The sequence below is a fragment of the Streptomyces sp. NBC_00249 genome, assembly GCF_026342355.1.
In the GTDB taxonomy this organism is placed as follows: Bacteria; Actinomycetota; Actinomycetes; order Streptomycetales; family Streptomycetaceae; genus Streptomyces.
Genome location: NZ_JAPEMV010000003.1, coordinates 422,368 through 441,469 on the forward strand (window position 1 = coordinate 422,368; position 19,102 = coordinate 441,469).

Sequence of the window (19,102 nt, forward strand, 5' to 3'; positions counted from 1 at the left end):
GGCCGGCGCTACGCGACGTCGTCGAACGTCCACACGGCACGCGTACCGGGACCGACGACGAGCGTCGAACGGCCGATGCGCTCCTCGTGGCGGTACGCCACCGGACGGTTGAGGGAGAACTCCACCTGCCGCAGCCCGGCCCGCTCGCGGGCGACGGAGTCCAGGCGGACGGTGGTGCCGCCGCCCTGCGCGACGACGCCCCCGCCCGCGACCTCCCGGACGGCGAACCCGCCCGCCCGCAGCAGCGGCACCGTACCGGCCAGGTCGCGTGCGGTGACGGCGAGGCGGATCGAGGTGACGTCCCGCATCAGGTGGTCGCGGTAGCCGTCGGACAGGTACCGCTCGCGGCCGACGTCACCGGGGCGCGCGGCCGGCTCGGTGTTGCTGCGCGGGTCGGCGAAGTACTCCGGCAGGTACTCCATGCCCCAGGCGCCGAAGGCGTCGTACTGGGCGCTGGTGAACACGGCGTCGAACCACGGGACCGCGACCCCGTCCCCGAAGTCGCGCGTCTGGCGGAAGGAGACGGGCTCCGGGACGCCCTGCTCGCGCAGGCGCCGGGTCACCGTGGCCAGGTCACCGGCGCGTTCGGCCGAGATGCCGAGCCCGCCGGCGCCGAGCTTCCCGTCCTGGCCGGGGACGTCGCCGACCCCGAACAGTTCGAGGTACGTCTCGCGCCCCATCAGGTAGCGGCCGGTCCAGGTCTCCCCGCCCGCACCGGTCGTGGTGCGGACCTGGAAGTTGGCGAAGTCCCGCAGGTAGGCGGAGTGCTCGATGGCGTCGGCGGTCTCGCGGTCGAGGACCCCGTAGGCGTGGTTGTAGTAGAGGAGTTGCCGATTGCTCGACGACCCGGTCCCGTCGGCGGCGGCGCCCGTGGCACCACCGGCCAGTCCGGTCAGGGCCACGGCGATGACCAAGAACATGTGCACGATACGGCGAAGCGGCATGCCGGTGATCGTAGGCCGCGGAGCGCGGCCGCGCCGCCGATTTCCGGTGGCGCGCCCGGGCATCGGGGTCGATCATGGTGCGCATGACCGATCAACCCGCGCGATGGACCCAGGCGACCGTGTACCCCGACATGTGGACCGACCCGGACGACGACCCCCGGGGCAAGGACAAGACGAGCCCGGACGGCGAACTCGCCACGCTGGACGACTTCCTGTCGGGCTACCGCATGACTCTGCGGATGAAGTGCGAGGGCCTGGACCCGGAACAGCTGGCCCGCCGCTCGGTCCCGCCGTCCACGATGTCGCTGCTCGGCCTGGTCCGCCACCTCGCCGAGGTGGAACGCGACTGGCGCAACTGGATCACCGACGGCGAGCCGCTGCCGAAGCTGTACGGCAAGCGTGACGCCGACTTCCACGGAGCCGTCGCCGAACAGGCCGTGGTCGACGCCTCGTACGCCGACCTGGAGCGCGAACAGGCCGAGACCGACGCCGCGCTGGCCGCGCACCCGGACCTGGGCGCACGCGTGGGCAAGGAAGGCATCGCCGTACGGGAACTCATGGTGCACCGGATCGAGGAGTACGCCCGCCACTGCGGACACGCCGACCTGCTGCGCGAGTGCGTCGACGGCAGGGTCGGCCAGTGACGGGGGCCGGCGTCAGCCGGCCTCCGGCCCGAAACGGCGTTTGTACGCCGACGGGGTGATGCCGGTCTCGCGGCGCATCAGCGCGCGCAGGTTCGCGGCGCTGCCGAGTCCGGTGCGGCGTGCGACCGTCTCGAAGCGGGACTCGCCGCGCTCGATCAACCGGCGGGCCAGGGTGAGCCGTTCACCCGTGAGCCACGCCAGCGGCGTCGTTCCCAGCTGGGCCCGGAAGCGCCGGTGCAGGGTCGCCGCGCTGACCGAGGCGCGCGCCGCGAGGTCGGACACGGTGAGCGGCGAGTCCAGCCGTTCCTGCGCCCAGGCCAGCACCGGCGCCAGGGACTCGTCCGGCACGTCGGGCATGGGGCGCTCCACGAACTGCCGCTGCCCGCCGTCCCGGTGGGCCGCGAACACGAGCCGCCGGCTGACGGAGTTGGCGACCTCCGCGCCGTGGTCGCGGCGGACCACGTGCAGTCCGAGGTCGAGCGCGGCCGCGCTGCCCGCGGCGGTGAGGATGTCGCCGTCGTCCACGAACAGCACGTCCGGTTCGAGGCGGACGGAGGGGAACCGGGCCCGGAAGGAGTCCGCCCACTGCCAGTGCGCGGTGGCCCGGCGCCCGTCGAGCACTCCGGCCTCGGCCAGGGTGAAGGCGCCGCTGCAGAAGCCGATCAGGCGGGCCCCGCGCGCGTGGGCCCGTCGCACGGCGTCGAGCACGGCGGGGCGGCGGGGCACGTCGGTGTCGGGGCGGTTGGGGACGATCAAGGTGTCCGCGGTGTCGGCGGCCTCCAGCCCGGCGACTCCCGTGAGGGTGAAGAATCCGTCCCGCATCAGGGTGCGGGGCTCGGGGGAGCACAGCCGGAAGTCGTAGAGGTCACGGCCGAGCTCCGGTCGGGGCAGACCGAAGACCTCGATCGCGCAACTGAGCTCGAAGGGGTTCGAGTTCGCGTCCACGATCACGACGACCCGGTGGAGGTCCGTCGTGCGCACCGCGTGCGAGGATTCTTTCGACATGTGCAATTCCTAGCACTCACGCAGGCCGGGCGAAACGGCCCAGGATGAGCGCATGAGCAGCGAACCGATCCCCCTCTCCCAGGCCCTGGCCTCCTTCGACGTCCTGTGGAGCCCCCGCGTCGTCACGCGCGTCAACGACTACGACGTCCGCATCGCCAAGATCGACGGCGAGCACGTCTGGCACGCCCACGACCACACCGACGAGTTCTTCCTCGTGCTCGAAGGGGAACTGCACATCTCCTTGCGCGAACCCGCCGGCGAGCGCACGGTCGTGCTCCCGAAGGGCGCGGTCTTCACCGTCCCCCGGGGCACGGAGCACAAGCCGTCCGCCCCGTCCGGCGCCGCGATCCTCATGTTCGAGCCCACCGGGACCCTGACCGTGGGCGACCGCCACGAGGAGGTCCCGGAGTACGTGGACGCGACGACCGGGCATCCGCTCGACATCCGCGGATGACGGCCGGGTCCTGCCGTACGCGCCGACCGGGCTCCCGGCCCGGTCGGCGCGTACGGCGGGGGCCCGAGCGAGCCGGTGTGTACCGTGGAACGCGGTACGGGCGAGGGGAAGGGGTGCGTGCGGGTGGAGGAGAAGGCTGCCGTGCGGATCGAGCGGAACGGGCCGGTGTTCACGGTCGTTCTCGCCCGGCCGGAGGTCCGCAATGCCGTCGACGGGCCGACGGCCGCCCGACTGGCCGACGCGTTCCGCGAGTTCGAGTCCGATGACAGTGCCGCCGTCGCCGTGCTGTGGGGCGAGGGCGGGACGTTCTGCGCGGGCGCCGACCTCAAGGCCGTCGGGACCGCACGCGGCAACCAGGTGCTCGCGGAGGGCGACGGCCCGATGGGCCCCACCCGGATGCGGCTGAGCAAGCCGGTCATCGCGGCCGTCGCGGGGCACGCGGTCGCCGGAGGCCTGGAACTGGCCCTCTGGTGCGACCTGCGGGTCGCGGAACAGGACGCGGTCTTCGGGGTGTTCTGCCGGCGGTGGGGCGTACCGCTCGTCGACGGCGGCACGGTGCGGCTGCCGAGGCTCATCGGGGAGAGCCGGGCCATGGACCTGATCCTCACCGGCCGGGCGGTCCCCGCGGCCGAGGCGTACGAGATGGGCCTCGCCAACCGGCTGGTGCCGCCGGGCCGGGCCCGCCACGAGGCGGAGGAACTGGCCCGGCAGATCGCGGGGTTCCCGCAGCTGTGCCTTCGCCACGACCGCCTCTCGGTCCTCGAACAGCACGGCCTGGGCGAACCGGAGGCACTGGCCGCCGAGTTCCGGCACGGCACGGTCCCGCTCGGGGCCGGAGAGACCCAGTCGGGGGCCGACCGGTTCGCGGCGGGAGCGGGCCGGCACGGCTCGTTCGAGGACTGAGCGCCGGCTCGATGGGAGAAGGGACCGGTATGAGGATCCGGGAGGCGGCACCGTCCCGCCGCGCACTGCTGACCGTGAGCGCGGGGACGGCGCTGGCCGCCGCGCTGCCGGCGGGCACGGCCCGCGCCGCGACCTCGCGCGCCGGGACGGCCGTCGTGGACCGGCTGCGCGCGCTGGAGCGCGCGTACGGGGCCCGGCTGGGCGTGTACGCGTGGGACGCCGCCACCGGCCGGACCGTACGCCACCGCGCCGACGAGCCGTTCCCCCAGTGCTCGGTGTTCAAGACCCTCGCGGTGGCGGCCGTCCTGCGGGACCTCGACCACGACGGCTCCCACCTCGCCCGGCGCATCCACTACACCGGGCAGGACGTCACGGACGCGGGCGGCGGCGAGGTCACCAAGCTGCCCGAGAACATCGCGGGCGGCCTGACCGTCGCCGAACTCTGCTCCGCGGCCATCACCCGCAGCGACAACGCCGCCGCCAACCTCCTGCTGCGCGAGCTGGGCGGCCCCACCGCGGTCACCCGCTTCTGCCGCTCCCTCGGCGACCGCACGACACGGCTGGACCGCTGGGAGCCCGAACTGAACTCCGCCGAGCCCTGGCGGACGGACGACACCACCAGCCCCCGCGCGATCGGACGGACCTACGCCCGCCTTGTCCTCGGCGACGCCCTGGCCCCCGCCGACCGGGAACGGCTCGGCGGCTGGCTGCTCGCCAACACCACCAGCGGTACCCGGCTCCGGGCCGGCCTGCCCCGGGACTGGGCCGTCGCGGACAAGACCGGCGCCGGTTCGTACGGGACCAACAACGACGTGGGCATCGCCTGGCCCCCCGGACGGCCGCCCCTGGTGCTGGCCATCCTCACCACCAGGCCGGACGCGGCCGCACCGCGCGACGACGCACTGATCGCCAGGACCGCGGAGCTGCTGGCGGACACCCTCGCCTGACACCCTCACCCCGGTACGAGCCCCGCCCGCGCGGACACCACCTGGCCGCCCTCCTGGCCGACCTCATCCCGCCCGTCGGCGTGACCGACGACACGGCGCTGGTCATCATCCGCCTCTGACCCGGCGCCGGCTCCGGCGGATGTGCTCAAGCCCGGGTGAAGACGTCCTCGTGCACGTCACCGAGGAAGAAACCGTTGTCGAGACGGACGCTGACCGTCACGCGGGGCCGCAGCTCCTGGTGGGCGAGCCACCCGGGCTCCAGGGAGGCGACCTGCTCCTCCAGCTGCTTCCTGCTCGCCGGGGGCATCTGGTGGCCGAAGTCGTCGAGGAGCGACCTGAGCCGCGCGTACTCGCGCACCTCCGGGCCCTGACGCGGCTCCTCGGCCGCGTTCACCCGCTCGACGGTGCCCCCGGTGCCCGCCGCCAGGGCCAGGAAACCGGCCACCTCACCGGCCTCCGGCGCGGGGTCTCCGGCCAGGGCGAGCGACCCCGCCAGCCGGAGGTCCACGGCCAGCTCCACCCGCTGGCCCTCGTTGAGCGTCATCGGTCCTTCGTCCTCCGGTCGGGTCGGGCCGCGCGCGGGGTGGCCCGGGTGCTGCCATTATCCGGCCACGCGCCGCCGTCACGAACCGCCGACGATCCTGCGCACGTTCTCGACGCTTCCGCAGTCGGACGCCAACTGCCGCTCGCGTTCCCGAAGGAAGGCGGCGCCCAGTTCGGCCCGGCGCTCGTCGGGGACGTTCTCCCTGGCGCCGTTGAGGATCGTCCGCTCCTCCTCGTCCACGTGGTGGGAGACGGCCTTGACCAGGTCCTCCAGCCGCGCGTCCCAGGTGTCGGAGCCGATGTCGTCGACCTCCAGCAGCGCCAGCAGAGCCTTGTTGCCCTCGGCGTGCTCCTCCGCGCCGTGCTCCACCTCCTCGTTGTCGACGTCCTTGAAGCGTTTCAGCGCCCCGTAGACCTCGGCCTCCTCGGCTTCGCCGTGCGCGACGAGCAGGTCCGACAACCTCCGCAGTGCCTGTGCACGGTCGGACTCGACGCTCCGCATGCGGCGGAACAGCTCCTCCATGGTGCGGTGGTCCTTGAGGATCACCTCGACGACGTCCTGGACCTTCTGCTCGCCCGCCATGTCATTCGCCTTCCGGTCACCGCACGACGGTGTGCCGCGCGTACGGGGCGGCTGCCCCCGCTCGGGCCGCCCATGCGCGGCGGCGCCGTTCAGGCGGCGGAGACGGGGCCGTCCCGGACGGCGAAGACCTCCAGGGTGCCGGTGAGGTCGAGCAGGCGGGCGACGGGACGGCTGAGGGCCGTCAGTACGAGGCTCTTGCCGGTCTCGGCGGCCAGCCGGTTCACGTACAGCAGGACGTCGAGGCCCGAGCTGTCGCAGAACGTGACCTGCGAGAGGTCGACGTCGAGGCCGGTGCGGGCGGCCCGCAGGGCCGGGACGAGATCTCCGCGCAGGGCGCTCGCGTCCTCCATGTCGATCTCTCCGTGCACTTGGACCAGCACCCTTCCGGGACCCCGTTCGAAGACCACCGCGACGGTGGACGGGTGCAGGTGCACGGTGACGCCGCCGTCGGCGTCCGGGGGAGCGGCGGGGGAGCGGCGGTAGGAGGCGGCCATGGCCCTTCTCCCTTCAGGGTCGTGTCATGAACGCGTACGTCCGCCCGGATCGGGCCGGTCGAGATCGGTCAGCAGCTTCAGCAGGTCCGCGATCTCGTGCTGTCCTTCCGCCGGGTGGCGGAAGAGGGTGCCGGGTGTGACCTCGTAGTGGTTGCGGCGGCCGTGCCGGACCCGCGTGAGGTAACCGGCGCTCTCCAGGTCCGTGACGATGGCCTGGGCCGCGCGCTCGGTCACCTCGCAGGCGGCGGCCATGTCGCGCAGCCGCGTCTGCGGATCACGCTGGACCATCGCGAGGATCCGGGCGTGGTGGGTGACGAACGTCCAGCTGGTGCGCGGCTCGACCGAGTGCATGTCGGAAATTATACGATTTGCGATTCCGGTTTGACCAGACCGGAATCAGGGGCCCGCCGTGCCGCGCGTACGCGCGCTGTTCGTGCGGGTTTGTCCCACAGGAAGCAGGGCAGCCGCGTCAAGGAGTCCGAGGAGTCCGAGGAGACCGGGGACGGAGGACGGAGATGTCTGCCAACACACTGATAGCCGTCATCGTCGCGGCGGTGGTCGTGGTGGTCGCGCTCACGGCACTGCTGTGGATGCTGGCCCGCCGACGCCACCTGCGCGAACGGTTCGGCCCCGAGTACGAACGCACCGTCGAGGAACGCGGCGGCAAGCGGTCCGCCGAGCGGGACCTGCGGGACCGCGAGGAGCGGTACGACCGGCTCGACATCAAGGAGTTGTCGCCCGAGCGCCGCAACCAGTACGCGGACGACTGGGCCGGCGTCCAGCAGCAGTTCGTCGACCGGCCCGACGCCTCCGTCGCCGAGGCCGACGCGTTGGTGACCCGCTTGATGAGTGAGCGCGGCTACCCCACCGAGGGGTACCGGGGGCAGCTGCGCGACCTGTCCGTGGAACACGGCAGCACGCTGGAGGAGTACCGGGCCGCCCACGCGGTCAAGGTGCGCAGCCGTGCGGGGGAGGCGACCACAGAGGAGCTGCGCGGGGCGATGGTCCACTACCGGGCCCTGTTCGACGAGCTGCTCTCCGACCGGAGGAGCCGGTGACATGCAGGAACACGAGGAGAAGACCGGACAGGCCTCCGAGCCCGTCCTGACCACGGAAGACATCGCACGTCCGGCGCCGGACGCGCACCGGGAGGCGGCCGTCTACCCGGGCGAGGCGACGGGCGGTACGGGCAGCACGGACCAGCAGCCGGACCAGCAGCCGGACCGGCTTCCGGACCAGGAACGGGACCCGGAAGGTGCCCAGGCTCCCGACTCCGCCCCCGAGACCCCTCCCGGCCGGGAACCGGCCCGCGAGGAGGAACCGCTGCTGGGCTCCGCCGAGGCGGACCGCTACCGCCGAACCTGGAGTGAGATCCAGGGCCGCTTCGTGGACGACCCGCAGGAGGCGGTCAGGTCCGCGGACACCCTCGTGGCGGAGGTCATGCAGGCGTTCGCGGGCACCCTCTCCGAGCATCGGAGCAGGCTGGAGAAGCAGTGGGACAGCGGCGAAGAGGTGGCCACCGAGGACCTGCGGCAGGCACTGCGCGCCTACCGCTCCCTGATCGACCGGCTGCTCGACACCTGAGTGGGTAGGGGCCCGGTACCGGGGTGCGGTCCGGCCTCCTGGCTGCGACGGGGCCGCATCCCGGGCCGTGCGCCGCGTACGGGAAGGAGAAGGTGGTCTCCATGCCGCGTGACCCCCGCCGGCACGCCCCCGGGGACGGATCCGAACCCCTGCGGGCCAGGAGCGACCTGCGGCTGCGCCGCCGGCTGTCGCTCGTCTTCGCTCCCGCCTTCGCGGTCGGCGCGGTCCTTCTCGCCCTGCGCGCCCTGCGCGCCACGCCCGGCAGCGAGCCCTCACCGACCGTCTACGGGGTGCTCGCCGCCCTGTGCATGGTGCTGATGACCGTGGCGATCGCCGACCTCTACGTGATCGAACGCCGCACCCGCGCAGGGCGTCGCGGGCGCGGGTAGGAGCGTACGTACCCCCGAACCGGCACCGACGCGAAGGGAGTGGTCACCATGGGCAGGCCGGAGGAACGGGCCGCCAGCGCCCAGCGGATGCGTGACAAGGCGCAGGAACTCGAACAGGAGGCCGCGCACACCACGCAGCCGCAGGAGCACGAACGGCTGATGGAGAAGGCGCGGCGGATCCGCGCGAAGAGCGAACGGATCAACGGACCGGGCAGCGGCACCATGGACCCGATGTGAGCGGCCCCGTCCAGTGCTGTGACCGGAAAGGTTCACCGGGTCGCGGCGCCCGGGACGGCACCTCGCGGCGTTGTCGGACCACGCGAGTACGTCCAGTACGAGACGTGGCCCTCCGCCTTGCGATGCTTCCCCTAGGCCCTGCGGGCCTGGGGAGGCCCCATGCACCGGACACCGCGCCCCGGCAAACCTTTCCGGCCACAGCACTAGGCCTGGCCGACGGGCCGCGGGGCGTCGTCCGGGACGTGGATGTCCAGGACGCAGATGTCGTCGCGGTTGCCGGGGCGCAGCGCGGCGAGGGTCCGTGCGAGGGTCTCGCCGCGGCCCTCGCGCAGGAGGTGCAGGGTGGCCGCGGTGAGCCGGGCGAGGCCCACGTCGATGTCCTCGCCCGGTTCCTCCACGAGTCCGTCGGTGTAGAGCAGCAGGTGGTCGCCGGGCAGCAGGTCGATGACGGCCTGTGCGTAGGAGGCGTCGAAGGTGGCGCCGAGCAGGGGGCCGTGGGGCTGGTCGAGGAAGACCGCCTCCTCGCCGCGGACCAGCAACGGCGGCAGGTGCCCCGCCCGTACCCAGACCAGGCGCTGGTCCCACGGCTGGTAGCGGCCCATGACCATGGTCGCGGTGCCGCCGGACGACTGGTCCGAAGCGGTGTGGAGCAGGAGGGTGTTGAGCCGGCGCAGCACGTCGGGGAGCGCCGACCCGGTGACCGTCATGCCCTTCGTGGTGAACCGCAGCTGCGCCATGGTGCCCACGGCGGCCAGGCCGTGACCGGCCACGTCCCCGACGACGAACAGGGCGCTCCCGTCGGGCAGTTCGATCGCGCTGTACCAGTCCCCGCCGACGTTGACCCCGCTGTCGGCGGGGACGTAGGCGACGTCGATGCACAGGTCGGCCAGTTCCAGGGACTGCTCGGGGATCGGCAGCAGGGTGTCCTGGAGGCGTGCGGCCAGCGCACGTTCGGCCTGGAGGGCGCCGCGCTGGAGGAGCATGGCGCGCTCGCTCTCGCGCAGGGCGAGTTCGGCGCCGCGCTGCGCGGTGACGTCCTGGAAGAAGCCGTGCACCTCGACCGGGGTGCCGTCGGCGTCCGTACGGGCCTCGGCGACGATCCGCAGGTGCCGCACACCGAGCGCGGTGCTGATCCGGAACGGCTGGTCGACGGCCTCGCCCTCGCCCAGGAGCCGCTGGACGGCCGCCCCCAGCCTGGGCAGGTCGTCGGGGAGGAGGTGCCGCGGCAGTTCCTCCAGGGGCATCGGCCCGTCGGCGGGATCGCGGTCGAAGATGGCGTAGACCTGGTCGGACCAGGTGATGGTGTCCGTCGCCAGGTTCCAGGCCGCCCACCCGAGGTTGCCCAGCCGCTGCATGTCGGCGAGCCGCCGCGCCTCGCGCTCGTCGGTGTCGTGGCGGATCCAGGACACGACCAGCCGGTCGCCCAGCCGGGACGCCCGGACCGAGTAGACGGACTGACGTGGGACGCCCGCGACGACCTCCTCGTAGGTGAAGGGCTCACCCTCGTACCCGGTCCCCGTCGTCAGCGTCTCCAGGTAGCCGTCCCACAGCGCGGTGCCCGCCACGGTCGGGTACGTCTCCAGGATCCGCCGGCCCACGAGCTCCTTCCCGCGCCGCCCGGCCACGTCCACCGACTCGGGCGCCGCCGCGTCGATGCGGTAGTCCTCCACCTCGTGCGCCGGGGAGCGCAGGGGGGTCAGCAGGATCGCCGACCCGGACAGCGCGTCCAGGATCCGCTGCACCGACGTCACGTCGGCCTCACCCGCAGCCCCGGCGTCGACGCCGCGGGCCCGCTCCGGGGTGCCCAGCGGGCCCGCGCACAGCCGGGCCGCCCGGCGCAGCAGGGCCCGCGTGTCGGCCGGGAAGGGGCCCGGCCCGGTCCGCAGGAAGCCGATGGCCGTCGTCGGGTACGCGCCGTCGGGTACGGGGAGCCAGGCGCGCGAGAGCCAGCGCTCCGGCGGATCCCCGATCAGCAGGTACCGGCGGGCGTCCTTCTCCGGGTCCTCCAGCCACAGGGCGCGGCGGCCGGCGATCGCCTCGTGGGCGGCGACACCGCTGAGCGGGGGGACGTGGCGCCACTGCCCGGCCAGGGACGCGTCGATCCCGGCGCTGCCGGTCAGCTCCAGGCTTCCGGCGGCGGTCAGCGAGTAGATCATCACGGCGTCCACGCCGACGTCCCCGCCGAACACCTTCAGCAGCAGCTCCGCGATCCCGTCGCCGCCGTCCACCGACGCCAGTCCCTCGGCGAGCCGGGCCAGGAGCGGACGCCAGGCGGCCCCGCCGTCGGTGCGGGGGAGCAGGTACCGCTGGGCGCTGAAGGCCGAGGAGACCGAGGAGACCGGCTTCCCCGCCGGACCGCCCGCGCGGTCGGTGCCGGTCACGGGCGGGGAGGCGGTCACGGGCGGCGGGCCCGTGCGGACCCGGCCCAGGGTGATCCAGCACTCCTCCAGGAGGCTGCGGCCCCGCTGGTGGGCGCGGTCGAGGAGCGTCTCGTAGGCCGTGTCGGCGGAGAGTCCCGCCTGAGCCATCAGGACGCCCTTGGCCCGTTCGACCACGGCCGTGGTCGCGGCGACACCCTCCAGGTCCACGATCTCCGACCGCAGCCTGGCCACCACCTTGGCGAGCGCCAGCACATCGGGTGCGGCGCCCTCACCCGCAGGAGCGGCATCGCCCTTCACCCCTCGAGCATGGCACGTCCGACCCCCGCGCGCGCCGCCCGGCCCGGGCGGCTCTCCCGGTGCGCGGGAGCGGTCCCGCCGGCGGGGTTAGGCTCGGAGGAGGCCGCAGCTGAGGGGATGGTGCGCATGTGCCGCTGGCTCGCCTACTCGGGTTCGCCCATGCTGCTCGACGTCGTGCTCTACCGTCCGGAGCACTCCCTCATCAACCAGAGCCTCCACGCCCGGATGGGAGTGGAGACCACCAACGGCGACGGCTTCGGCATCGGCTGGTACAGCGGCAACGGTGACGGCACACCGGCGGTCTTCCGCGACATCGCACCGGCCTGGAACAACCGCAACCTGCGCGAACTCGCCGCGCACGTCCGCTCAACGCTGTTCTTCGCGCACGTCCGCGCCTCGACGGGCTCGGCCGTCCAGCAGACCAACTGCCACCCCTTCCGCCACGGCCGCTGGCTGTGGATGCACAACGGGTCCATCGCGGACTTCCAGCGGTTGCAGCGGGACCTCTGCCTCGCCGTCGACCCGGCGCTCTTCCCGTCCATCGAGGGGTCCACCGACTCCGAGGTGATGTTCTACCTCGCGGTCACCCTCGGGCTCGACCAGGACGTCCCGGGCGCGGTCGCCCGCATGGCGGGCCTCGTGGAGCGGGTCGGCAAGGAGCACGGCGTCCCCGAGCCGCTCCAGATGACCGTCGCGGTCAGTGACGGCGAGCAGGTCTGGGCCTTCCGCTACTCCAGCCAGGGCGCGTCCCGCTCGCTCTTCTACAGCAGCCGCGCCGAGACCGTCCGCCACCTCCACCCGGAGGTCGACTACCTCCGCGAGATCTCCGAGGAGTCCCGCATCGTGGTCTCCGAGCCGCTGGGGGACCTGCCCGGCGTGTGGAACGAACTCCCCGAGGCCACCTACGCGGTGGTGCCCGCCGCTCCCGGCGCGGACTACCTCCCCTTCGTCCCCGAAATCCCCTGACACCAGGAGCACGGCGTGAGCGGCGGTCCGGCGGGTAGGCGCCCCTCAGCCGGCCGCGCACGCCGTCGACCGCCCCGCCGGCGGGCGGTCCGTCCAGGCGGCCGGCCCCCGAACGACGGAGGGGCTCCGTGATGTCACTGACCGTATCCCGGGCGGCCGCCGACCGTGAGGCCGCGGCCCGCCCGTCCGCCGCGCCGGACGGGCCCGGCCCCGGCCGCGCGGCGGCGCTGACGATGGGGGTCGAGGAGGAGTTCCTGCTCGTCGACCGCCGCAGCCGGGCCCCGGTGGGCCGTGGACCGCGCGTCATCGCCGCCGCCTCGCGCACGCTGGGCCCGCTGGTCCAGCCGGAGTTCTTCACCGCCCAGGTGGAGGTGTGCACCAGCCCGACCCGCAGCCCGGCCCTGCTCAGAGCGCAGCTGGCCCGGCTGCGCGCCGAGGTGGTGTCCGCCGCGGCCGAGGAGGACTGCCTGCTGCTGGCCGCCGGAACTCCCGTCGTACCGCCGCAGGTTCCGCTGTCCGTCACCCCCGACGAACGCTACCGGCGTATGGCCCGGCAGTTCGCGTACGTCCTCGGCGACTACGACCGGGCGGTGTGCGGATGCCACGTCCACATCGGGGTGAGCGGCCGCGCGGAGGCCCTGGCGCTCGCCAACGGGATGCGCCCGTGGCTGCCCACCCTGCAGGCACTCGCGGCCAACTCCCCCTTCGACCGGGGCCGGGACACCGGGTACGCGAGCTGGCGCGCGGTCGAGCACGCCCGCTGGCCCACCGTGGGCCCCGCCCCCGTCCTCGACGAGGAGGCGTACGAGCGGATGGCCGACACCCTCGTCCGCAGCGGAACCATCCTCGACCGGCGGATGATCTACTGGTACGCGCGCCCCTCCGAGCACGTGCCGACCCTGGAGATCCGCGTCGCCGACGTGAACGCCCGGATCGACACCGTCGTGCTCCTGGCCCTCCTCGTACGGGGACTCGCCGCCACCCTGCGCGCCGAGGCGGACGACGGCACCCCCGGCCCCGCCCTGGCCTCCGCGCGGCTGCGCGAAGCCCACCGGCGCGCGGCGGCGTACGGCCTGGACGGCGACGGGCTGGACCCGGTGAGCGGGGTGCCCGTACGGGGCTGGGACCTGCTCCGCCGGCTGCGGACCCGCGCCGCCCCGGGGCTCGCCGCCTCGGGAGACCTCTCCCGCACCGACGCCCTGCTCGACCGGGTACGGACCGAAGGCCACGGTGCGGCCCGGCAACGCTCCGCCCACCGCCGGCGCGGCCGGCTCAGCGACGTGGTGGACAGCCTCGCGGAGACCGTCGCCGAAGCCTGACGCGCTTGAGGCGCCCGCGACGGGGCAGGCGCCGAGGGTACGCGGGGGGGCCCGCACGGTCCCCGACACCCCGCACGGCACGGAAAGGAACCCCAGGTGACAGCCATCGACCGGACCACCGAGCCGCAACCCGACGGCCCCGGCCGCACACCGGGAAGGCCGGACCCGGTCCCCCGGGATCCGCAGCCCTCCGCCCCGCAGCCCTCCGGCCCCGGCCCCGGCCCCGGCCCCAAACCCCGCGACCCCCGAACGGTTCCCGCCGAGCCCTCACCGACCGAGCGGCCCGTGGTGCCGGAACCCCCGGACTGAGGACGGTGCATCCGGCATGAGCCTCGAGCACCCCGCGGAGAAGCACGGGGACGGGCGGATCGGCCGCTTCGAGAAGCTGGCCGAGCTCGCGTCGAACTTCACGAGCTCGGCCGGTTTCTCCGCCCTCTGCGTGGCCCTCGTGGCGGGCTTCGTGGCCGTCCACCTGGCCGGGCTCTCCACGAGCTGGCAGCACCTCGCCGGCGATGCCATGGCAGCGGTCTCCCTCCTCCTGCTGGCCCTCCTGAAGAACGCGGAACGGCGCGCGGAACACGCGATCCAGCGCAAGCTCGACGCCATCGCCGCCGCCATGCTGGAACAACAGCGCGGCGAGCCGGGCACCGCCCGCCGCGACCTGGAGAAGGCCATCGGCATGGAGGACCAGCTCTAGGCCGTCTCTTCCGGATCTTGCCTGGCCCGCGCCGCCCGGCACCGCACCTCGCCGCGTTGGCCGTCGCTTCCGGCCTAGACGCGCAGGGCCACCGCCACGCACAGGGCGGCCATGCCCACCGTGAGCCAGGCCAGGTTGTCGCCGAGCAGCCCCGAATGCAGGCGCCGCAGCGGGCGCAGCGCGGCCGCTGCGGAGCGGCGTAGGGGCTCCCCGCCGCGGAGGAACAGGGCGGAGCCCGCCAGCAGGCAGGCCAGCGCCGCAGACAGCATGCCCAGAGCCACCCCCTCGGGAGTCCACCCCGGCCCGGATCCGCCACCCGGGCCCCGTCCCGGGTGGCCGGTGAACAGCTCGGCGCCGCGTTCCAGGCTCCCGGCCACCCCCGGTACGACCCCGGCCAGCAGGCACAGGACGAGCAGCGCCGCCGGTACGGCGACCATCGGCCAGGGGGGCCGGCCCTCGGGCGAGCGGACCTCGGGCTCCTCGCCCTCGCCGCTGATGCCGGCGTCCTGCGGCCGCTCGGCCGGCCGCGGGCCCGCACCCCAGAAGATCCGCGCGCCCGCCCGCAGCACCGCCCCGCCCGTGACGGCGGAGGTCACCACGTACAGCGCCGCCGCCAGGGCCCCGGAGTCCTCCTCGCCGAGCGCCTTGCCCAGCCCGCTCCCGAAGGGCGGCAGCCCGGCGAGCACCAGCGCCCCGAGGACGAACAGCGCCCCGACGGTCCGGTGCCCGCGCGCCCGCCCGTAGAGGCCGTGTTCGTCCACCGAGCCGTACTGCGCCAGCAGGACCCCGCTCAGCCCGAACAGGGCCGCCTTCACACAGCCGTGCCCGGCGACGTAGACGGCGGTGCCCGTGAGGCCTTCCGGCGTGAGGAGGGCGATCCCCACCAGGAACAGCCCGGCGTGTCCGATCGTGGAGAAGGCGAGCATCCGCTTCAGGTGTCGCTGCTGCCAGCACATGAGCGCGCCGAGCAGCGCCGTGATCAGGCCCAGGCCCGCGAAGGTGGCGCGGAAGGCGTCGTGGGGGATGCCGCCCGGCCCCGCGAAGACCGTCCAGTAGACGCGCGCCGTCCCGTACAGACCGAGCTCCACCATCACCCCCGACATGAGCATGCACACGGGGGTCGGCGCGACGGCGTGGGCGTCCGGCAGCCAGAAGTGGAAGGGAACCACCGCCGCCTTCACCAGCAGTGCGGTCACGACGAGGACGAAGGCGACGACGACCAGCAGGTCCGGCGGCCGCCCGGCCAGCCGCTCCCCGATGCGGGACAGGCCCAGCTCGCCGGTGCGGGCGTAGAGCAGGGTGATGCCCAGCAGGGAGCAGTAGGCGGCGAAGGAGGTGACGACCGCGAAGGTCAGCGCGCCCTGCAGCGGCCGGGGGTCCTCGATGCGGAAACCGGTGAGCGCGTACGCGGCCACGCTCATGAGCTCGAAGAAGACGAACGCGTCGAACAGGTCGCCGGTCAGCGCGAAGCCGGTCATGCCCGCCTCGAAGAGGAGGAGCAGCGCGGGGAAGACGCCCGCCCGCTCCCCGGACGGCTCGTCGAAGTACCGCCAGGAGTAGACGAGTACGGCCAGGACCAGGACGGAGGCGAGCAGCGCCAGCCCGGTGCCGATCGGGTCGGCGACCAGGACGATGCCGAGGTCCGCGGGAAGACCGCCGACCCGCACCGTGGCCCCGTCGCGGGCGTGCGGCCAGAGCAGTACGAGGCAGCCGAGGTCGGCGGTGGCGGTGAGCGTGGCGAGGACGTCGCAGCCGAGCCGCGGCAGCCGGCGGCCCGCCGCGGCCAGCAGCGCCGCGCCCATCAGGGGGATGACGATGGCCAGCGGCAGCAGCGCCCGGGCGGTGTCCGGCACGGCTCAGCCCCGCAGCGCGGTCAGCGCCTGGGGGTCGACGGTGCCGTGCCGTTTGCGCAGCTGGATGGTGAGGGCGAGCAGCAGCGCGGTGACCGTGGCACCGACGACGACGTCGGTCAGGGCCAGCGCCTGGACGACCGGGTCGACCACGGGGCGGCTGCCCGGGGCGAGGTCGCCGAACACGGGGGCGGTGCCGCCGCGCCGGTAGCCGACGCCGAGGAGCATCAGGTAGGTGGAGGACTGGGCGACGGTCAGGCAGCCGATGGCGTGGATGAGGTTCCTGCTGGTCACGAGCCCGTACAGGCCGGCCAGCAGCAGCCATCCGGCGGCGAGGAACGGCAGGGTGGCCATCACGTCCCGTCCGTCCCTTCGATGGAGCGCGGGCCGCCCGCCGGGTCCCCGGGGGCGGTGACCTCCACGGCCTGGTCGAGGAAATGGGCGAGGAGCACGATCAGCCCCGACCCCACCTCCACGCCCACGGCCACGTTGAGGAGCGGGACGAACCCGCCGGAGGTGATCTCGCCGAAGGTGCCCAGCGGCAGCACGTTCCGCAGGAAGGCCCCGCCCACCACCAGCCCCGCCAGCCCCATCAGCGTGAACGACAGGGTGGCCAGCGCGTCCGCGACGTCGAGGACGGCGAGCGGGCGGACCTGTTCCAGGGCCCAGTAGTCGGCCGCGAGGTACGCCAGGTGCAGGGAGGTGGCCAGCACCACGCCGCCCTGGAACCCGCCGCCGGGGGACAGCTGCCCGTGCGCGACGAGGTACCCGCCGACGACCAGGGCCACGGGCAGCAGCAGGAGCCCGAACAGCACGGTGCCGGGCAGGGCGCGTTCCGACCGGGGCCGGCCGCGCTCCTCGTCGCGGGCCAGCCGGAGCAGGAGGGTGGACCCGAGGACCGCCGCGAAGAGCACCGACTGCTCGACGAGCGTGTCGAGGGCCCGCAGGTCGAAGTTGACGGAGGCGACCGCGTTGGCCGTACGGCGGGCCAGCGCGGCGGCCACCGCCCGGTCGCCGTAGGGGTGGCTCCGGGTGCCGAACGGCGGCAGCCGCACGGCCGCGGCGACGAGGAACCCCGCGAGCACGGTCGCCGCGGGGACGAACAGGAGCAGCCGCGTACGGTCCCTCACACGCCGCCCTCCCGCTCCGGCTCCGGCTCCCGCTCCGGTTCCGGCGCGGGGCCGCGGCGGACCTTGCGGGCGGTGAGCAGGATCAGCAGCGGTGTGAGCGCCGTACCGACCGCGAGCTGGGACAGGGCCACGTCGGGCGCCTGGAGCACCGTGAACAGGACCGCCAGCAGCAGGCCCAGCAGGGCGAGCACGGCGGCCTGCCGGACCGGCTCGCGGCACAGGACCGCCACGGTCGCGGCGGCCACCACCAGCAGCAGGCACAGGACGGTCATCGCGTCAGCGACGGGAACCCACCCCGCTCTCCTCCAGGGCGGCCTTCCCGACCGCGACCGTGCCCACGGTCCCGCCGAGCGCCAGCAGCACCCCGATGAACAGCGTCTTCACGGCCGCCCGGCCCGCGCCCTGTTCCACCGCCACGGAGACGGCGATCGCCAGGACGCCCACTCCGTTGCCCGGGGCCAGCGCGTGCAGCCGCGTGAGACGGCCGCGCAGCCGCACCAGTCCCACGGCGGACAGCAGGACCCCGCCGACCCCGGCCCACAGCAGGACGAGCGCCACGAGGTGACCGGCCGCCATCAGCGCACCTCCTCGCCCGCCGGGGGGCCGCCCTCGGGGCCGCCCACGAAACGGGTGAAGACGAGCACGCCGGCCGGTGAGAGGACGGCCAGGACCAGCGCCAGGTCCTGGTAGGAGGATCTGGCGAAGGCCATCGGCAGGACGAGGAGGACCGCGCCGGTCACCGTCCCGGCCAGGCAGAGCCCGGCGAGGCGGTGCACCGGGCTGCCCAGGGCGGCGCCCCACAGGGCCGCCGGGAAGCCCACGGCGAGGAGCACCAGCGCGGCCGCCGACCAGGCGTTCACCGCTCGCCCTCCGCTTCCGGACGGCGGACCAGCACCCGTTCCAGGGGCCCGCGCCCGCCACGGCCGCAGCGCAGGGTGTGCAGGACGACGTCCGGGTCCGGGCCGTCGGGGACGTCGACCACGCAGGTGTCGGCCGACCACCCCAGCAGGAGCGCGGCCCAGCCCGGGTCGGCGCCCTCCCGGAGCCGGACCCGGCGCAGCTCTCCCCGGCCCGCCCCGCCCGCGAGGGCCCGGGTCAGGGCCGCGCAGCCGCCGAGCGCGGCGGGCAGGAGCAGTACGAGGGCCCGTAGGAGCCCCTCGGTCCCGCGCGGCCGCACCGCGGCCACGTGCCGCATCCGGTGGGCGAGCCCGGCCGCACCCGCCGCCACCGCGCCGGCCACGGCCACCTCGACGGGCCCCGGCACGCTGACGAGCACCAGGGTCAGGCCGGTGAGCCCCGTCCACCACGCCAGGAACCACAGGGTCGCCGCCACTCGCCTCCCCTTTCCCGCGCCACGGACCCCCGATTCTCCGCACCCGGCGGACGCCCGACGCCCGTCCGCACCCCCTGACGCGGGGGATCCCACCCGCCTGGAGCAAGACCCCCGCGGCGTCCGGCGGGGCGGCAGGAGGTCACGACGGCGACCGCCCGCCGCGCCGGAGCGGCGCTCAAGGTGCCGACCGCGGCGAGGGCCACCCACACGGTCCTGCGCGTCTCGCCGTCCGCCCCGCGGTGCCGGCCGGGTACCGGCTCGTCCCCGGCCATGGCGCATCCCTCCTGTCCTCGGGTCGCACGGGGCGCCTGCTCGGCGCCGGGCCGTTCAAACCCGGGACCGGGCGGCATCAGGGACCCGTGAGCGGGTAGGCCTCGGGCGAGCCGCCGTCCACCGCCGCGG

At 74.4% G+C, this 19,102-nt stretch carries 25 protein-coding genes; 11 read left to right on the plus strand and 14 right to left on the minus strand.

Translation table 11 applies throughout. From position 1 onward, the window contains the following. Positions 1 to 8: 8 nt before the first annotated feature. Positions 9 to 920 (minus strand): DUF5829 family protein, encoded by a 912-nt coding sequence (locus tag OOK31_RS16130; RefSeq protein WP_267088299.1) that lies wholly within the window; start codon positions 918 to 920, stop codon positions 9 to 11. Positions 921 to 1,018: 98 nt separating this feature from the next. Here OOK31_RS16130 and OOK31_RS16135 point away from each other — a divergent pair, with 98 nt between their 5' ends. Then, positions 1,019 to 1,588, plus strand: a complete 570-nt coding sequence (locus OOK31_RS16135) for a DinB family protein (RefSeq protein WP_267087911.1) — start codon at positions 1,019 to 1,021, stop codon at positions 1,586 to 1,588. A 12-nt stretch (positions 1,589 to 1,600) separates the two neighbouring features. On the opposite strand, the gene OOK31_RS16140 is transcribed toward OOK31_RS16135, so the two are convergent. Continuing rightward, positions 1,601 to 2,593, minus strand: coding sequence for a GlxA family transcriptional regulator (locus OOK31_RS16140; RefSeq protein ID WP_267087912.1), 993 nt, complete (start codon positions 2,591 to 2,593; stop codon positions 1,601 to 1,603). 52 nt (positions 2,594 to 2,645) lie between these two features. Between OOK31_RS16140 and OOK31_RS16145 the strand changes: the two genes are divergently transcribed. The 3 genes from OOK31_RS16145 to bla all read left to right on the plus strand — a co-directional run bounded on the left by OOK31_RS16145 (position 2,646) and on the right by bla (position 4,897). Continuing rightward, the gene (locus tag OOK31_RS16145) at positions 2,646 to 3,047 is read left to right on the plus strand and encodes a cupin domain-containing protein (protein WP_267087913.1); all 402 of its coding nucleotides are present in this window, start codon (positions 2,646 to 2,648) and stop codon (positions 3,045 to 3,047) included. 123 nt (positions 3,048 to 3,170) lie between these two features. Continuing rightward, the gene (locus OOK31_RS16150) at positions 3,171 to 3,950 is read left to right on the plus strand and encodes a crotonase/enoyl-CoA hydratase family protein (protein WP_267088300.1); all 780 of its coding nucleotides are present in this window, start codon (positions 3,171 to 3,173) and stop codon (positions 3,948 to 3,950) included. Between the two features lie 29 nt (positions 3,951 to 3,979). Continuing rightward, entirely contained in the window at positions 3,980 to 4,897 is a 918-nt protein-coding gene (gene bla / locus OOK31_RS16155; protein WP_267087914.1) for a class A beta-lactamase, read from the plus strand. Between the two features lie 145 nt (positions 4,898 to 5,042). Here bla and OOK31_RS16160 read toward each other — a convergent pair whose 3' ends face one another. The 4 genes from OOK31_RS16160 to OOK31_RS16175 all read right to left on the minus strand — a co-directional run bounded on the left by OOK31_RS16160 (position 5,043) and on the right by OOK31_RS16175 (position 6,868). Next, the gene (locus OOK31_RS16160; RefSeq protein WP_267087915.1) at positions 5,043 to 5,441 is read right to left on the minus strand and encodes a hypothetical protein; all 399 of its coding nucleotides are present in this window, start codon (positions 5,439 to 5,441) and stop codon (positions 5,043 to 5,045) included. A gap of 78 nt (positions 5,442 to 5,519) precedes the next feature. Further along, positions 5,520 to 6,023: a hemerythrin domain-containing protein gene (locus OOK31_RS16165; RefSeq protein ID WP_267087916.1), complete on the minus strand. Its 504-nt coding sequence runs from the start codon at positions 6,021 to 6,023 to the stop codon at positions 5,520 to 5,522. A gap of 89 nt (positions 6,024 to 6,112) precedes the next feature. Beyond that, positions 6,113 to 6,517, minus strand: a complete 405-nt coding sequence (locus tag OOK31_RS16170; protein WP_267087917.1) for an STAS domain-containing protein — start codon at positions 6,515 to 6,517, stop codon at positions 6,113 to 6,115. Between the two features lie 24 nt (positions 6,518 to 6,541). Beyond that, the gene (locus tag OOK31_RS16175) at positions 6,542 to 6,868 is read right to left on the minus strand and encodes a MarR family transcriptional regulator (protein ID WP_267087918.1); all 327 of its coding nucleotides are present in this window, start codon (positions 6,866 to 6,868) and stop codon (positions 6,542 to 6,544) included. Between the two features lie 164 nt (positions 6,869 to 7,032). Here OOK31_RS16175 and OOK31_RS16180 point away from each other — a divergent pair, with 164 nt between their 5' ends. The 4 genes from OOK31_RS16180 (at position 7,033) to OOK31_RS16195 (ending at position 8,727) form a co-directional block, all read left to right on the plus strand. Then, the gene (locus OOK31_RS16180) at positions 7,033 to 7,575 is read left to right on the plus strand and encodes a hypothetical protein (protein ID WP_267087919.1); all 543 of its coding nucleotides are present in this window, start codon (positions 7,033 to 7,035) and stop codon (positions 7,573 to 7,575) included. A gap of 1 nt (position 7,576) precedes the next feature. Then, entirely contained in the window at positions 7,577 to 8,101 is a 525-nt protein-coding gene (locus OOK31_RS16185) for a hypothetical protein (protein ID WP_267087920.1), read from the plus strand. A 101-nt stretch (positions 8,102 to 8,202) separates the two neighbouring features. Further along, positions 8,203 to 8,490 (plus strand): DUF6343 family protein, encoded by a 288-nt coding sequence (locus OOK31_RS16190; RefSeq protein WP_267087921.1) that lies wholly within the window; start codon positions 8,203 to 8,205, stop codon positions 8,488 to 8,490. Positions 8,491 to 8,538: 48 nt separating this feature from the next. After that, complete coding sequence (locus tag OOK31_RS16195) at positions 8,539 to 8,727, plus strand: DUF6381 family protein (RefSeq protein WP_267087922.1); 189 nt, start codon at positions 8,539 to 8,541, stop codon at positions 8,725 to 8,727. 203 nt (positions 8,728 to 8,930) lie between these two features. Here OOK31_RS16195 and OOK31_RS16200 read toward each other — a convergent pair whose 3' ends face one another. Then, positions 8,931 to 11,405 (minus strand): SpoIIE family protein phosphatase, encoded by a 2,475-nt coding sequence (locus tag OOK31_RS16200; RefSeq protein ID WP_267087923.1) that lies wholly within the window; start codon positions 11,403 to 11,405, stop codon positions 8,931 to 8,933. 126 nt (positions 11,406 to 11,531) lie between these two features. Between OOK31_RS16200 and OOK31_RS16205 the strand changes: the two genes are divergently transcribed. The 3 genes from OOK31_RS16205 (at position 11,532) to OOK31_RS16215 (ending at position 14,387) form a co-directional block, all read left to right on the plus strand. Then, positions 11,532 to 12,371 (plus strand): class II glutamine amidotransferase, encoded by an 840-nt coding sequence (locus OOK31_RS16205; protein WP_267087924.1) that lies wholly within the window; start codon positions 11,532 to 11,534, stop codon positions 12,369 to 12,371. A gap of 131 nt (positions 12,372 to 12,502) precedes the next feature. Further along, the gene (locus OOK31_RS16210; RefSeq protein WP_267087925.1) at positions 12,503 to 13,690 is read left to right on the plus strand and encodes a glutamate--cysteine ligase; all 1,188 of its coding nucleotides are present in this window, start codon (positions 12,503 to 12,505) and stop codon (positions 13,688 to 13,690) included. 325 nt (positions 13,691 to 14,015) lie between these two features. Further along, complete coding sequence (locus OOK31_RS16215) at positions 14,016 to 14,387, plus strand: hypothetical protein (RefSeq protein ID WP_267087926.1); 372 nt, start codon at positions 14,016 to 14,018, stop codon at positions 14,385 to 14,387. A 74-nt stretch (positions 14,388 to 14,461) separates the two neighbouring features. Here OOK31_RS16215 and OOK31_RS16220 read toward each other — a convergent pair whose 3' ends face one another. From OOK31_RS16220 to OOK31_RS16250, 7 genes are read right to left on the minus strand one after another with little or no spacing between them, the layout of a single operon-like run. Next, positions 14,462 to 16,189, minus strand: coding sequence for a complex I subunit 5 family protein (locus OOK31_RS16220; protein ID WP_267088301.1), 1,728 nt, complete (start codon positions 16,187 to 16,189; stop codon positions 14,462 to 14,464). A gap of 54 nt (positions 16,190 to 16,243) precedes the next feature. Beyond that, positions 16,244 to 16,591, minus strand: coding sequence for a sodium:proton antiporter (locus OOK31_RS16225; protein WP_267087927.1), 348 nt, complete (start codon positions 16,589 to 16,591; stop codon positions 16,244 to 16,246). Then, positions 16,591 to 17,367: an MnhB domain-containing protein gene (locus OOK31_RS16230; protein ID WP_267087928.1), complete on the minus strand. Its 777-nt coding sequence runs from the start codon at positions 17,365 to 17,367 to the stop codon at positions 16,591 to 16,593. The genes OOK31_RS16225 and OOK31_RS16230 overlap by 1 nt, the downstream gene beginning before the upstream one ends. Continuing rightward, complete coding sequence (locus OOK31_RS16235; RefSeq protein ID WP_267087929.1) at positions 17,364 to 17,639, minus strand: DUF4040 domain-containing protein; 276 nt, start codon at positions 17,637 to 17,639, stop codon at positions 17,364 to 17,366. The genes OOK31_RS16230 and OOK31_RS16235 overlap by 4 nt, the downstream gene beginning before the upstream one ends. Before the next feature lie 4 nt (positions 17,640 to 17,643). Then, the gene (locus tag OOK31_RS16240) at positions 17,644 to 17,943 is read right to left on the minus strand and encodes a monovalent cation/H(+) antiporter subunit G (protein ID WP_267087930.1); all 300 of its coding nucleotides are present in this window, start codon (positions 17,941 to 17,943) and stop codon (positions 17,644 to 17,646) included. After that, the gene (locus tag OOK31_RS16245; protein WP_267087931.1) at positions 17,943 to 18,227 is read right to left on the minus strand and encodes a monovalent cation/H+ antiporter complex subunit F; all 285 of its coding nucleotides are present in this window, start codon (positions 18,225 to 18,227) and stop codon (positions 17,943 to 17,945) included. Before OOK31_RS16245 ends, OOK31_RS16240 begins: the two co-directional genes overlap by 1 nt. Continuing rightward, positions 18,224 to 18,700 (minus strand): hypothetical protein, encoded by a 477-nt coding sequence (locus OOK31_RS16250; protein ID WP_267087932.1) that lies wholly within the window; start codon positions 18,698 to 18,700, stop codon positions 18,224 to 18,226. Before OOK31_RS16250 ends, OOK31_RS16245 begins: the two co-directional genes overlap by 4 nt. Between the last annotated feature and the right edge of the window lie 402 nt (positions 18,701 to 19,102).

What these genes read in the sequence shown, in the direction of transcription:
- OOK31_RS16210 (WP_267087925.1), top strand. Translation starts at nt 12,503, where the DNA reads ATGTCACTGACCGTATCCCGGGCGGCCGCCGACCGTGAGGCCGCGGCC.
- OOK31_RS16240 (WP_267087930.1), bottom strand. Translation starts at nt 17,943, where the DNA reads ATGGCGGCCGGTCACCTCGTGGCGCTCGTCCTGCTGTGGGCCGGGGTC.
- bla (WP_267087914.1), top strand. Translation starts at nt 3,980, where the DNA reads ATGAGGATCCGGGAGGCGGCACCGTCCCGCCGCGCACTGCTGACCGTG.
- OOK31_RS16235 (WP_267087929.1), bottom strand. Translation starts at nt 17,639, where the DNA reads ATGACCGTCCTGTGCCTGCTGCTGGTGGTGGCCGCCGCGACCGTGGCG.
- OOK31_RS16205 (WP_267087924.1), top strand. Translation starts at nt 11,532, where the DNA reads ATGTGCCGCTGGCTCGCCTACTCGGGTTCGCCCATGCTGCTCGACGTC.
- OOK31_RS16190 (WP_267087921.1), top strand. Translation starts at nt 8,203, where the DNA reads ATGCCGCGTGACCCCCGCCGGCACGCCCCCGGGGACGGATCCGAACCC.
- OOK31_RS16195 (WP_267087922.1), top strand. Translation starts at nt 8,539, where the DNA reads ATGGGCAGGCCGGAGGAACGGGCCGCCAGCGCCCAGCGGATGCGTGAC.
- OOK31_RS16130 (WP_267088299.1), bottom strand. Translation starts at nt 920, where the DNA reads ATGTTCTTGGTCATCGCCGTGGCCCTGACCGGACTGGCCGGTGGTGCC.
- OOK31_RS16180 (WP_267087919.1), top strand. Translation starts at nt 7,033, where the DNA reads ATGTCTGCCAACACACTGATAGCCGTCATCGTCGCGGCGGTGGTCGTG.
- OOK31_RS16215 (WP_267087926.1), top strand. Translation starts at nt 14,016, where the DNA reads ATGAGCCTCGAGCACCCCGCGGAGAAGCACGGGGACGGGCGGATCGGC.
- OOK31_RS16225 (WP_267087927.1), bottom strand. Translation starts at nt 16,591, where the DNA reads ATGGCCACCCTGCCGTTCCTCGCCGCCGGATGGCTGCTGCTGGCCGGC.
- OOK31_RS16170 (WP_267087917.1), bottom strand. Translation starts at nt 6,517, where the DNA reads ATGGCCGCCTCCTACCGCCGCTCCCCCGCCGCTCCCCCGGACGCCGAC.
- OOK31_RS16165 (WP_267087916.1), bottom strand. Translation starts at nt 6,023, where the DNA reads ATGGCGGGCGAGCAGAAGGTCCAGGACGTCGTCGAGGTGATCCTCAAG.
- OOK31_RS16135 (WP_267087911.1), top strand. Translation starts at nt 1,019, where the DNA reads ATGGTGCGCATGACCGATCAACCCGCGCGATGGACCCAGGCGACCGTG.
- OOK31_RS16185 (WP_267087920.1), top strand. Translation starts at nt 7,577, where the DNA reads ATGCAGGAACACGAGGAGAAGACCGGACAGGCCTCCGAGCCCGTCCTG.
- OOK31_RS16140 (WP_267087912.1), bottom strand. Translation starts at nt 2,593, where the DNA reads ATGTCGAAAGAATCCTCGCACGCGGTGCGCACGACGGACCTCCACCGG.
- OOK31_RS16160 (WP_267087915.1), bottom strand. Translation starts at nt 5,441, where the DNA reads ATGACGCTCAACGAGGGCCAGCGGGTGGAGCTGGCCGTGGACCTCCGG.
- OOK31_RS16145 (WP_267087913.1), top strand. Translation starts at nt 2,646, where the DNA reads ATGAGCAGCGAACCGATCCCCCTCTCCCAGGCCCTGGCCTCCTTCGAC.
- OOK31_RS16220 (WP_267088301.1), bottom strand. Translation starts at nt 16,189, where the DNA reads ATGGGCGCGGCGCTGCTGGCCGCGGCGGGCCGCCGGCTGCCGCGGCTC.
- OOK31_RS16175 (WP_267087918.1), bottom strand. Translation starts at nt 6,868, where the DNA reads ATGCACTCGGTCGAGCCGCGCACCAGCTGGACGTTCGTCACCCACCAC.